Origin of the sequence: Maribacter sp. 2-571, from assembly GCF_050589625.1 — a bacterium.
Classification (GTDB): Bacteria; Bacteroidota; Bacteroidia; order Flavobacteriales; family Flavobacteriaceae; genus Pelagihabitans.
Window position 1 is genome coordinate 1 of record NZ_JBNGOP010000047.1, and the last position, 15,181, is coordinate 15,181.

The following is a 15,181-nucleotide window of genomic DNA, read 5'->3' on the forward strand; positions in this document are numbered from 1 at the left end:
TCCGCAGATGGGTGAAGGTATCTAAGGGCTCCATACCCCATGCCTTTTCCTGGTACCCGTCTCAGTGTTTCTTTTGTTGATTTTATAAAATCCTCTAGCGACATTCCACTGTTTGCCGGCAAACAAATGGGGTACAGGTTCGTAAACCATCCGACAGTTGTGCTAACATCTATGTTGTTTGAAATGTTTTCGCGACCATGTCCTTCCAGACCGACAACGATTTTTTCAAGACCGCTCCATTCGTTGATGGCCATCGCAAGCCCGCAGAGCAGAATATCGTTGATCTCTGTACCATAGGCCTGATTTGTTTTTTGGAGCAATAAAGCGGTTGACTCCTTATCTAACTTCACGTTATGGCCGGCAACGTTGCTATACAATGATTGCTCAACGACCATATCAACCGGTATTTCACTATAGGAAGACTGTAAACTCTTCCAATAGGAATATTGCGAGATTACCCGTTTGCTTTCTGCATATTCCTTTAAGGCGTTTACCCATTCCCGGTAAGAAGACCCTTTTTTTCCAAGGTCAATTTCCTTATTGGAATCAATTTGCTCCAATAGCAAACTCATATCATCGATTAGAATACGCCAGGAAACACCATCGATAACCAAATGATTGGCAACTAGAAACAAACGGTTTTTTATTTCGTAATCTGGTGTTTCCATAAGGACCATTTTAAAAACCTCCCCTTTCTCTATCGAAAGTCCGCGCTGAAATTCCTCACAGATTGCAGTAATTCCTGATGAAAGCTCTTCTTGTATCAGCTCTTTTAGATTCCGAGTTTCCAATATTCCTTTTGTCGAGCTATATGATTGTTTCCAATCTTCTCCTTTTTGATAGGAAAAGCGAAGCCCGTCATGATGTTCTACCAGTACCTCCGCTATTTTGGAAAATGACGAAGTCGGTATCGACTTATCAATTCCCAATAGAATCGCTTGGTTGAAATGGGTATCGTCTCTGTGTAGATCATCGAAATACTGTTTTTGTATCGGAAGCATTTCGCTTTCGCCTTCTAACAACCCTTGTTCCCCCAGTATCAATGTTTTCTGGTCCCTTATTATGTCCGCCAACTTTGAGATGGTCTGGCTTTCAAAAATATCGATCGGATTGAGGTTGTATCCTAACCGCCTGGCGCGACTCACTACCTGGATTGTAATGATCGAATCACCTCCGAGCTCGAAAAAATTATCCTGGATCCCCACCTTGTCCACACCCAACAGTTCCTGCCAGATGTCCGTCAGGCGCTGCTCCGTCTCGTTCCTTGGCGCTGCGTACTCCCGTTCGGAAAGCAGCGATGCACCAGGGTCCGGCAAAGACTTCCGGTCCACCTTCCCGTTGCCCGTAAGGGGGAGCTCCTCCAAGAAAACCCATAGACGGGGCACCATGTACTCCGGCAAGCGTTCCCTCAGGTCCCGCTCAAGCTTTTCCCGCTCATGCGCCCCTTCCTGGACGACATAACCTACCAAACGCTTGTCGCCTTTCGAATCCGCACGTGCCAACACGCAGGCACCGTCGATACCCTCCAGGCCAGAGAGCACGCTCTCGATCTCACCGAGTTCGATACGGTAGCCACGTACCTTTACCTGGTCGTCCTTCCTTCCGATGAACTCGATTTCGCCCTTGGCGGACCAACGGCCAAGGTCCCCCGTCCGGTACATCTTCTCCCCGGGTACATAAGGGTTGTCAACGAACTTCTCAAGGTTCAGCTCCGGAAGGTTAAGGTAACCATCGGATACCCCCGCACCCCCGATGCACAGCTCCCCGACTACGCCTTTGGGCAATAGCACGCCATGGGAATCCAATATGTAAATGCGCATATTGCCCATCGGGACTCCGATCGAAAAACTGTCCGTACCCGAAAAATCGTCCAGACTGTTGAAAACATGGGTGCTACAGCCGACCGTAGCCTCCGTGGGACCGTACTCGTTCACGATCTCGCTCGAGATGCCGAGCTCCCCGAAAACCGATAAATGGCCCGGTAGAAGCGTCTCCCCGCCCAGAACGTACCTGTCCGACAGAACGCCCGGCAAGGACGATTCAAGCACCGGCGACAACAACTCCATATGCGAGGGCGTCAGCTTGATGAAATCGTAAGGGGCGTATTTCAATAGGTTCCCGTCAGAAAAAACATCAAGGCCCTCACGACCACTGATCACTAGTCGCTTCCCGCTCACCAAGGGAGTGAAAAGCTCCGTCAAAGAGGCATCGAAGGACATCGACAGGTGCATATAGCTCCCCGATTCTCGATCTCCTATATAGGAACTGCCACTGTTATGGATATAGTTCGATAGCGCACCATGGGTGATCGGGACGCCCTTGGGACGGCCCGTACTGCCCGAGGTATAGATCACATAGGCAGATGAGGAAGGCGACAAGGCCGCCAAAGGGGCTTCCGGCACCACGGTATCCAACAAGCCGTCCAGTTCTATGTCTATCGTAAAGATCGGCAAAGAATACTCCGTCACATCGAACAGGTGTTCCGAATCCGTCATGATCAGTCCAAGACCGGTATCCTCTATGATATAGGACTTCCTATCCGAGGGGTAGCCCGCATCGATCGGCACATAGACACCACCGGATTTAAGGATCCCCAAGATAGAGATCACGCTCCAGTGGGAACGGTCCTGGATCACCCCTATATAATCACCATCCCCTATATGGTAATGGTCACGTAAATGCATCGCCAAACGGTCCACGCGGGCACCAAGCTCCCCATAGCTCAGCTCCGTAACGCCGTACACAAGCGCAGGGGAATCAGGGGAAACCGCCACATGCCGATCAAAGAGTTCCAGCACGCTCTCGCCAGGGACATCGCCCGAAACACTCTTGCCCAAGGATTCCAATAATTGTTGCTCCTCGGATACGCCCAACATCGAAAGCTCCGACAAACGGCTCTCCGGGGAAGCCACGATACTGCGCAACAGCTCCACATAATGGGACAACATGCCCTCGATCGTTTCCCGGCTGAAAAGGCCCGTGCGGTATTCCAAATACAAGGAAATATTCGATTCCTCCTCTGTAGCGGACAGCGTAAGGTCGAATTGAGCTGTATTATCATTAATCTTAAAGTCACCTAATTTCAATCCTTCCAACTCGGAACCGGTAAGTAAATATTCCTCTTCTTCCGCAGGTGTATTCTGTAAAACAAAGAATACTTGAAACAGGGGGTTTAAAATCATATCACGGGTCTTCACCACACGGTCGACCACCTTCTCAAAAGGGGCCAACTGATGGTCGTAGGCACCAAGTGTAGTTCCCTTTACCTGTTCCAAAAGCTCCATGAAACTAGGGTTGCCGCCCAGGTCGCTGCGAAGCACCAGGGTGTTCACGAAGAAACCGATCATGCCCTCGAGCGCTTCTTGTGTACGGTTCGCGATCGGTGTACCCACGTTGATATCCTCTTGACCGCAATAACGGGACAAAAGCACCTTGAAGGCCGATAATAGCGTCATATATAAGGTAACTCCGCAGGTCTGACTTAAAGCAAGTAATTGTTCACATAACTCTTCATCCAAATCCATTAAAATACGAGACCCAGTATTATCTAGGGACGATGGGCGTATGTAATCGATAGGCAAATTCAAGGTCTCTGCCCCTTTCAGTTTTTGCTCCCAGTATTCCAGCTGTTGTTCCAAAACCTCCCCTTCTAGATACTTCCGCTGCCAGATCGCATAGTCGGCATACTGCACGTTAAGTTTTGGCAACTTTGGTTCAATATTATGACTCAATGGGTTGTATAATTCCATAAACTCACTCACCATAATACCTTCCGACCAGCCATCACTGGCGATATGGTGGAAAACACCCGCCAGAACATACTCCCGAGGTCCGAGCTCGTAAAGACACGCCCTGAACATATAGTCTTTGGAAAGGTCGAAAGGTGCATCTGCAAAATTATCTACCAACTCTTCTATTGTCGAAGCATCGCTTACTTTGATAATATCCAATGCCCAGTGGTCCGCTGATTTGATCTTTTGATATCCCGTGCCCTCCTCTTCTATATATACCGAACGTAAAACCTCATGACGGTCAACGATAGTCTTCAAGCATTTTTCCAGTACGGCTACATCTAAAGCGCCTGTTAAACTTAGGGCCATTGAAATATGGTACTCCTTAGTGCCCTGAAGTTGGTCAAGGAACCACAGACGCTCCTGGCTGAAGGACAGCGGGATACGCTCCCCACGTTCCTGGGGGACCACACTTGGCAATAGTGACTTTCTGGGTCCATTGATCAGGCTTTGCCCCAATTCGAATATGGTCGGGGAATTGAAGATCGCGGCAATGGCCAACTCGATTTTCATTCGCCTACGTACCATGGACACCAATCGTGTGGCCAAAAGGCTGTGCCCGCCGAGCTCGAAGAAATTATCGTGGACACCGACCCGCTCCACGCCCAAAAGATCCTGCCAGATCTCAGCTAGTTTTTCCTCCGTTTCATTGCCGGGGGCCACATACTTGGCCGATTGCAGGGCTCCAAGTTCACCATGTTCCGATAAAAACGTTCGTATCAGCGCCTTGCCATCGACCTTGTCGCTAAGGTTCACGGGGAACGAATCCACAACGCAGTAGTGCGATGGGTGCATATAGCTCGGCAGTTCCCCGCGGCAAAGAACATGTAACGATTCGGAGATATCGACCTCCTGCGAAACATCAAGGCCCATGCCGCTCAGCGTTACAAAACACAATAGGTACTCGCGACCTTGATCATCGGTATGTACCAACACGTGGGAGTCCTCTACATAATCGCTCGTACGTACCACCGTGGCGATGCCCTCAAGCTCAACTCGGTGGCCACGGATCTTCACCTGATCGTCAGCCCGGCCTAGGAACTCCATGTTCCCGTCGGAAAGCCAACGACCCAAATCACCCGTCTTATAAAGCACATCCCCGGAAAGCTCCGCGAAGGGGTTCGCAACGAAACTCTCCGCCGTACGCTCCGGCAGGTCCAGGTACCCCGCGCCGACCCCCACACCGCTCACACAGATCTCACCAGCTACCCCGATAGGGCAAAGATGGCCCTCACGGCTCAATATCACCGCGTTCATATTCGGGATCAACTTCCCGATCGGGACCCGTTGTGTGTCATCTAAAAGCTTTTCCGTTATCTCGTACTGGATAACATCGTCAGAGGCCTCACAGGGACCATATGCGTTGACCATGCGAACACCCGGGTACAGTTCTCGAAGGTCGTTGACCATCGATACCGGGATTGATTCCCCTACCAACATAATCCAAGAAAGGCTCGGAAGTGCAAACGCACCTCCCATATCCTTGATATGCTCCAAAAGGCCCCACATATAGGTAGGGACGAACTCCACCACGTTTACGCCCCGGTCTTTGATAACGGACAGTACAAGGTCATAGTCCAAAAGGTCCATCTTGTCGATCATAACACAGCTGCCACCCTTCAGTACAGGACCCAACATCTGCCAAACAGAGATGTCGGAACCGATACCGGCGCTCTGTAGAAAACGGAAACCGTCGTCGAGATCCATTAAGCTATACTCAGCCAACAAATGGTTCATCGCACCGTTATGGCGCGTAATCGCCCCCTTGGGAACGCCCGTACTCCCGGAGGTGAACAGTACGTACGCCCAACTCTCCATATCGTTCACGTTGACTGGGTTCCCTTCCGGCATTCCCGATAGGTAGCCCCCATCATGGACCGACACCTCCCCGTTCCCGGACAGGGCAACATCCGATACATGATCGTCCACCAAAAGAACGGTCTTCTTCCCAAGACCGTCAAGACCCGACAAAAGATCACAGCTCGTTATCAGATAGGGAAAATTGTTCTCGCAAAGCATCCCCTTGATACGCGAGGGCGGGTTCTGGGTATCCAAGGGAACATACACACCACCGGCCTTCATTATTCCCATCATGCAGCCCAAAAAAACCGGACTGCGGTCCATATACACCCCTACACAGGTGCCAGGGGAAAGACCGGCACCCAAAAGACCGTGCGCTACCTGGTTCGCATAATTGTTCAGCTCATCATAGCTCCAACTGTCCATGCCGTGCACTACAGCAGTCGATTCACCATAATCCGAGACGATAGACTCGAAACGTACGTTGATGGGCTCCGTATTGCCGAGATCGATTTCACTGCCATTGAAGACCTCCAGGAGCTCAGTCTCCTCGGATGCGGACAAAAGCTCTAGCTCACCTATGGTCGCCCCGGGAGACAAAACGATCGAACCTAACAACGACTCATAATGCGAAAGCATACGGACTATGGTACCCTCTTCGTAAAGATCGCTGCAGTAGCTCACCGATACATCAAGACCTTCACCCGTCTGGGTAATATCAAAACTAAGGTCGAACTGCGAGGTACTCTCCTCATAAGGCTCATTGGTAATGACGACCTCTCCAAGATCTGCCCTTTCTTTCTCTTGATCGTCGACCTGATCATCGACCATAAAATTGAACAGTACCTGGAAAAGCGGGCTGCGGCTCATATCACGGGTCTTCACCACACGGTCCACAACCTTCTCGAAGGGTACCTCCTGATGATCATACGCACCAAGGGTAGTTTCCTTTACCTGTTCCAATAACTCTGTGAAAACAGGGTCGCCACCCAAATCGCTTCGAAGCGCCACGGTATTCAAAAAGAAGCCCACCAAGGGCTCGATCTCCCGTTGCGTGCGGTTTGCGATAGGGATCCCAACACAAATGTCCGACTGGCCGCTATAACGGTACAGCAACACCTTGAAAGCGGTCAATAGCATCATGAACATCGTTACGTCGGACTCCCGAGAGCGTTCGATCAGACCGGTCATGAGCGAACCTTCTATAAGGTTCGATACAGAACCGCCTTTGTTACTCTGTACCGTAGGACGTGCATAATCCGTAGGAACATCCAAGGTGGAAACTCCTACAAGTCGTTCCGACCAATAATTCAATTGGGATTCTAGAACACTATCAGTCAAATAATTACGCTGCCATATCGCATAATCGGTATACTGAACGGACAATTCGGAAAGCTCTGCTTTGCGGCCAGTTGAAAATGCCGAGTACAGCTCCACGAACTCTTCGAAAAGAATCCCCTCTGACCAGTCATCGCTCGATATATGATGAACAACCACTACCAGAATACATTCTTCTGGTTGCCCATACAAACGTGCTCTTAACATATAATCGTTGGCAAGATTGAAAGGCACGCTTATAAATTCATTTATATGTAAAGAGATTTCCGTATCGGACAGCAACATTGATTCTTGGTCTAGGGACCATTGTTCTGATGGTATAATCTGCTGATAACCGATACCTTCTTCGGAACAGATTACCGTGCGCAGTACTTCGTGGCGCTCCACGATTTTGCGAAAGGCCATTTCCAGAGCAGAAATATCGATAGCGCCCTTTAAACGTAGTACGATCGGAATATGGTATTCCTCGCTGCCCTGTAGCTGGTCCAGGAACCACAACCGCTCCTGGCTGAACGACAGGGGAATTTTTTCCGGTCTCTCATCTTCTGTTATAGGTAAAATAGTCCTCTCTTCTAAATCAGCATCATCTTGTGACCCGTATTTGAACTGAAGAAATTCAATAATCTCCTGCTTATTTTCTTTAAGAAGTTTTATTAACTGTGAATCAATTTCTTGATTCTTACTCTTTTTCAATTTAAGCTCTCCATTCTCGAGAAACAGCTGAACACCTTTTTTTGCTGCCTGATTAACTATGTCAATGATACTTAATTCCATTTCTATCTGTCCTGATTATATTTATAAACTAATGATGTCAACATTTTCTTCATTCTTCTCCATTTCTTCATTGAATTTTTCTATTTCGATATACTTCCCGATATCTGAAATTGTCGAAAATTGAAAGAGGGTACTAATAGCTATTTTAATACCAACTTCTCTTACTATACCTGATGCCAGACGAGTAATTAGTAAGCTATGCCCTCCCAGTTCGAAGAAATTATCGTGGACACCGACCCGCTCCACGCCCAAAAGATCCTGCCAGATCTCAGCTAGTTTTTCCTCCGTTTCATTGCCGGGGGCCACATACTTGGCCGATTGCAGGGCTCCAAGTTCACCATGTTCCGATAAAAACGTTCGTATCAGCGCCTTGCCATCGACCTTGTCGCTAAGGTTCACGGGGAACGAATCCACAACGCAGTAGTGCGATGGGTGCATATAGCTCGGCAGTTCCCCGCGGCAAAGAACATGTAACGATTCGGAGATATCGACCTCCTGCGAAACATCAAGGCCCATGCCGCTCAGCGTTACAAAACACAATAGGTACTCGCGACCTTGATCATCGGTATGTACCAACACGTGGGAGTCCTCTACATAATCGCTCGTACGTACCACCGTGGCGATGCCCTCAAGCTCAACTCGGTGGCCACGGATCTTCACCTGATCGTCAGCCCGGCCTAGGAACTCCATGTTCCCGTCGGAAAGCCAACGACCCAAATCACCCGTCTTATAAAGCACATCCCCGGAAAGCTCCGCGAAGGGGTTCGCAACGAAACTCTCCGCCGTACGCTCCGGCAGGTCCAGGTACCCCGCGCCGACCCCCACACCGCTCACACAGATCTCACCAGCTACCCCGATAGGGCAAAGATGGCCCTCACGGCTCAATATCACCGCGTTCATATTCGGGATCAACTTCCCGATCGGGACCCGTTGTGTGTCATCTAAAAGCTTTTCCGTTATCTCGTACTGGATAACATCGTCAGAGGCCTCACAGGGACCATATGCGTTGACCATGCGAACACCCGGGTACAGTTCTCGAAGGTCGTTGACCATCGATACCGGGATTGATTCCCCTACCAACATAATCCAAGAAAGGCTCGGAAGTGCAAACGCACCTCCCATATCCTTGATATGCTCCAAAAGGCCCCACATATAGGTAGGGACGAACTCCACCACGTTTACGCCCCGGTCTTTGATAACGGACAGTACAAGGTCATAGTCCAAAAGGTCCATCTTGTCGATCATAACACAGCTGCCACCCTTCAGTACAGGACCCAACATCTGCCAAACAGAGATGTCGGAACCGATACCGGCGCTCTGTAGAAAACGGAAACCGTCGTCGAGATCCATTAAGCTATACTCAGCCAACAAATGGTTCATCGCACCGTTATGGCGCGTAATCGCCCCCTTGGGAACGCCCGTACTCCCGGAGGTGAACAGTACGTACGCCCAACTCTCCATATCGTTCACGTTGACTGGGTTCCCTTCCGGCATTCCCGATAGGTAGCCCCCATCATGGACCGACACCTCCCCGTTCCCGGACAGGGCAACATCCGATACATGATCGTCCACCAAAAGAACGGTCTTCTTCCCAAGACCGTCAAGACCCGACAAAAGATCACAGCTCGTTATCAGATAGGGAAAATTGTTCTCGCAAAGCATCCCCTTGATACGCGAGGGCGGGTTCTGGGTATCCAAGGGAACATACACACCACCGGCCTTCATTATTCCCATCATGCAGCCCAAAAAAACCGGACTGCGGTCCATATACACCCCTACACAGGTGCCAGGGGAAAGACCGGCACCCAAAAGACCGTGCGCTACCTGGTTCGCATAATTGTTCAGCTCATCATAGCTCCAACTGTCCATGCCGTGCACTACAGCAGTCGATTCACCATAATCCGAGACGATAGACTCGAAACGTACGTTGATGGGCTCCGTATTGCCGAGATCGATTTCACTGCCATTGAAGACCTCCAGGAGCTCAGTCTCCTCGGATGCGGACAAAAGCTCTAGCTCACCTATGGTCGCCCCGGGAGACAAAACGATCGAACCTAACAACGACTCATAATGCGAAAGCATACGGACTATGGTACCCTCTTCGTAAAGATCGCTGCAGTAGCTCACCGATACATCAAGACCTTCACCCGTCTGGGTAATATCAAAACTAAGGTCGAACTGCGAGGTACTCTCCTCATAAGGCTCATTGGTAATGACGACCTCTCCAAGATCTGCCCTTTCTTTCTCTTGATCGTCGACCTGATCATCGACCATAAAATTGAACAGTACCTGGAAAAGCGGGCTGCGGCTCATATCACGGGTCTTCACCACACGGTCCACAACCTTCTCGAAGGGTACCTCCTGATGATCATACGCACCAAGGGTAGTTTCCTTTACCTGTTCCAATAACTCTGTGAAAACAGGGTCGCCACCCAAATCGCTTCGAAGCGCCACGGTATTCAAAAAGAAGCCCACCAAGGGCTCGATCTCCCGTTGCGTGCGGTTTGCGATAGGGATCCCAACACAAATGTCCGACTGGCCGCTATAACGGTACAGCAACACCTTGAAAGCGGTCAATAGCATCATAAAGAGCGTGGTACCTTCCCCTTGGGATAGCCCCATGAGGCCATCTGTCAGGGACTTGTTCAAACGGTACGACACCGAACGACCATCATTGCTCTGCAATGAGGGACGCGCATAATCCGTGGGGAGATCAAGGACCGGTACACCAGAAAGGCTTCCTTCCCAATACAGTAACTGTTTCTCCAATACAGCATCCGTCAGATGTTTGCGCTGCCAGATGGCATAATCCGAATACTGGAGCGATAGCCCCGGTAGGTCCGCCTCCGTACCTTCCGACATTGCACTATAGAGCTCTGTAAACTCGTTGAACAAAATGGTATTCGACCAGTTGTCACTTGATATATGATGTAAAACTATCGCCAACACTTGTGAATCACTATTGACGGTAAAAAGACCAGCACGAACCATGTAGTCCTCGCTCAATACGAAAGGCCTTTCCAAAATCTCTTCGATCAAGCCCTCCAGATTCATACCATCCTTTACCTCTCTTGATTCCAATGACCAATCATCCGAAGGGATAATCTGCTGATAACCGATACCTTCTTCCGATTTTATAACTGTTCGCAATATCTCATGGCGTTCAACGATGGCCCTAAGCGAGTCTTCCAAGACAATCCTGTCAAGATTGCCTTTCAGACGTAGTACGATCGGAATATGGTATTCCTCGCTGCCCTGCAACTGGTCCAGGAACCACAATCGCTCCTGGCTGTACGAGAGCGGGATACGATCGGGCCTTTCCTGTAAGGTAACGGCCGGAAGCAGCCTTCCACCTTCCTTGGTAGAAAGGACCTGCGCCAAGCCCTCCACAGTAGGGTGCACGAAGATATCGGCAATCGCCAGTTCGATATCCATATTCCTGCGTACCATCGACACCAAGCGCATCGCCAGCAGGCTGTGCCCGCCAAGTTCGAAGAAATTATCATGGATACCTACCTTATCGATGCCCAAGAGCTCCTGCCAGATATCCGCCAAACGCTCCTCCACTTCGTTCCCGGGGGCTACATATTCTTGCTTGGAAAGACCGGACACATCCGGGTCGGGAAGAGACTTCCTATCGATCTTCCCGTTGCGCGTCAAGGGAAGTGATTCCAAAAACACCCATAAACGCGGCACCATATACTCCGGAAGGCGTTCCATGAGCTCCACCTCTATAAACTCACCTGCAAGGGATTCATCACCTACTACATAACCTACCAAACGCTTGTTGCCCTGCACATCGGGAAGTGCCGATACACAGCTCCCCGAGATGCCCTCGACATCAGAGAGCACACTCTCGATCTCCCCGAGCTCGATACGATACCCGCGGACCTTCACCTGGTCGTCCATACGGCCTATGAATTCAATCTCCCCATTTGGCAACCTTTTCGCTAAATCTCCCGTTAAATAAAGCCGTTGCCCTGCTTTAGGGTGAACGATAAACCTGTCGGACGAAAGCTCGGGGCGGTTCAAATATCCACGGGTCAACCCTTCTCCCCCGATACACAGTTCCCCAATCGCTCCCACCGGTTGTGTCCGAAGCCCTTTCGATAGGATATGGACATCCGTGTTTTGGATCGGGCCGCCAATGGATACACGATTCACTGTCGATCCTTTGGGAAAATATTTGATTGTAGCCGTTATCGTAGCCTCGGTGGGACCATATTTATTATAGAAATCATAATTTTGGACCCATGCATTGGCCAATGCAACGGAACATTCCTCTCCGCCTACGACCACCCTTCTCAAAGACGATGTCCCGATACTAGGGTCTAAAACCTTTAAAATACCCGGGGTTGTATGGATATGTGTAACGGCATGGTCGGCCAAAACTCTTTTCAACAATACTTCATCGACAATCGTATCCTCTTTTATCAGCACTAGACAGCACCCGTTTAACAAGCTAAGGAAAACCTGTTCTACAGAGGCATCAAAAACAAGGTTGGATGTTTGCAGAATTACATCGGAATCGTTTATACCGTACGTATTCGTCTGTGAATCGATGTAGTTGACAAGATTGTGATGCTCTACCATAACCCCCTTTGGCCTGCCCGTACTTCCCGAGGTGTAGATTATATATGCCAAGCTTTCCGGTTTTCTTTTTTTGGAAAGTCTTCTTTTTGACATGCCCTGTAAAACCTCTCCGTCCAAATGGATAAACTCTATATTGTCGCAGGTAGCCTTCAAGGTACCTTCCAAATCGGAATGCGAAACAAGAAGTGCAGTATTTGAATCCGTCAACATATGACGTATCCGATCTTTAGGATGCTTTGGATCAATCGGCAAATAGGCTGCACCGCTTTTTAATATCCCCAAAATACCAATGACCGTTTCCATGGAACGATTCGCACAGATAGCTACTATTGAATCCTCAACAACTCCCTTTTTTACCAGGTACCGTGCCAATTGGTTTGCCTTTTTATTTAATTCCCCATAGGTCATTTCGGCGCTTTCAAAAGTCAATGCTACCGCATCGGGAGTCTTTGAAACACGGTCTTCGAACAAATCGACAATAGTCTGATTTGATCCATATCCAAATTTTTCCTTATTAGAGAATTCCAGTGCCCCTAGGTGGCCTGATTCTTCTATCATTGATAGGCGGTCAAGCGTTGACGAGGGGCATGAAACTATACTTATCAACAGCTCTCTATAGCTATCTAATATGCCTTTGATCGTCGATTCGTCAAATAGGTCTTTTCTATATTCCAAATTCAGTGATATGCCCGAAGCGTCTTCCTCGCAGAACAACGTCAAATCAAATTTTACATTTGTACCTCCTTTGCCTTCGAAAGATTCAATAGCCAGATTATCGAATCCAATAACTTCTTGCCCATCGTCGTTAGGGGTGTTCTGCAAAACGAACATCACTTGGAACAATGGATTCACGTTGATATCGCGTATCTTGACAACACGATCGACCACCTTCTCGAAGGGCACAGACTGGTGATCGTACGCTCCAAGGGTCGTACCCTTTACCTGTGCCAATAGCTCCGTAAAAACAGGATCGCCACCCAAATCGCTGCGAAGCACAAGGGTGTTCACGAAGAAACCGATCATCCCCTCCAGCTCTTTCTGGGTACGGTTCGCGATAGGCGTACCTACACTGATATCGGACTGCCCGCTGTATCGGTACAACAATACCTTGAAGGCGGTCAACAGCGTCATGAAAAGTGTCGCCCCCTCCTTTTGAGACAGCAACATCAACTCGTCACGAAGATTGCTATCGAGCTCCATCTGGAAGCTAGCTCCGGCAGTGCTACGTACAGACGGGCGTATACGATCCGTAGGAAAATCCAAGGTTTCGACTCCTGCAAGGCTTTCCTCCCAATATCTCAACTGATCTTCCAATACCTCTCCTTCCAAATACTCCCGCTGCCAAATCGCATAGTCGGCGTACTGAACCGATAGTGCAGGGAGGGACACTGTACGATCATTCGAATATGCATCGTACAATTCTATAAACTCACTCACCAAAACACCGTCTGACCATCCGTCGCTAGCAATATGATGGAAGACTCCGGCCAAAACGTATTCCTGAGGTGCAAGTACATAGAGGCGTGCTCTAAACATATAATCGGTGGCCAGTTCGAAGGGAACTTCCGTGAAATCATTCACTAATTCCACTATCCTTGAAACATCCTTTACTTCCTCTACATCTATAGACCAATCGTCCTCCGATCTGATTTGCTGATAACCGATACCGTCCTCCGATACGTAAACCGTACGGAGCACTTCATGGCGTTCAACGATGGTCCTAAGCGAGTCTTCCAAGACAATCCTGTCAAGATTGCCTTTCAGACGTAGTACGATCGGAATATGGTATTCCTCGCTGCCCTGCAGCTGGTCCAAAAACCACAATCGCTCCTGACTGAACGATAACGGGATACGATCGGGCCTTTCCTGTAAGGTAACGGCCGGAAGCAGCCTTCCTCCTTCCTTGGTAGAAAGGACCTGCGCCAAGCCCTCCACAGTAGGGTGCACGAAGATATCGGCAATCGCCAGTTCGATATCCATATTCCTGCGTACCATCGAAACCAAACGCGTCGCCAAAAGGCTGTGACCGCCAAGTTCGAAGAAATTATCATGGATACCTACCTTATCGATGCCCAAGAGCTCCTGCCAGATATCCGCCAAACGCTCCTCCACTTCGTTCCCGGGGGCTACATATTCTTGCTTGGAAAGACCGGACACATCCGGGTCGGGAAGAGACTTCCTATCGATCTTCCCGTTGCGCGTCAAGGGAAGTGATTCCAAAAACACCCATAAACGCGGCACCATGTACTCGGGAAGGCGTTCCATGAGCTCCCCCTCTATAAATTCACCTGCTAAGGATTCATCACCTACTACATAACCTACCAAACGCCTGTTGCCCTGCGAATCCGCACGTGCCAACACGCAGGCACCGTCGATACCCTCAACGCCCGAGAGCACGCTCTCGATCTCGCCGAGCTCGATACGGTAGCCACGTACCTTCACCTGGTCGTCCTTACGGCCAACATACTCCAAACTGCCATCGGAAAGCCATCTACCTAGGTCGCCCGTACGGTACAATCGCGTCGCTCCTTGATCGAAAGGGTTCGCCATGAAACTGCCATGGGTCTTCTCGATATCGTTCAGGTACCCGCGGCCCACTCCGATACCGCCTACCCATAGCTCCCCGACGACGCCCACAGGGCATAGGTTGCCGGAACCCGACACTACGTACATCTTGATATTCGATACGGGCTTGCCGATCGGGACGTTCGTTCCCTTTGGGGCCTCTCTGATGAATTCCAACGTAATATCGTCGGCGGCCTCCGTGGGACCGTACGCGTTCACTACCGGTATATCCGGATAGCTATCGAACCAACGGCCCAAAAGCGAGGGGCGAACCGCCTCCCCAGTAACCAAAAAGTACGAAAGACCATTTAAATCCTTGT

2 protein-coding genes are annotated in these 15,181 nt (G+C 49.7%); both read right to left on the reverse strand.

What is annotated here, in order from left to right:
• Positions 1–7,703: amino acid adenylation domain-containing protein (locus tag ACRD7P_RS20445; protein WP_430909645.1), on the reverse strand; the 7,703-nt coding region annotated here is incomplete at its 3' end.
• Positions 7,704–7,724: 21 nt separating this feature from the next.
• Positions 7,725–15,181 (reverse strand): amino acid adenylation domain-containing protein (locus ACRD7P_RS20450; RefSeq protein ID WP_430909646.1); only part of this gene is annotated, 7,457 nt, incomplete at its 5' end.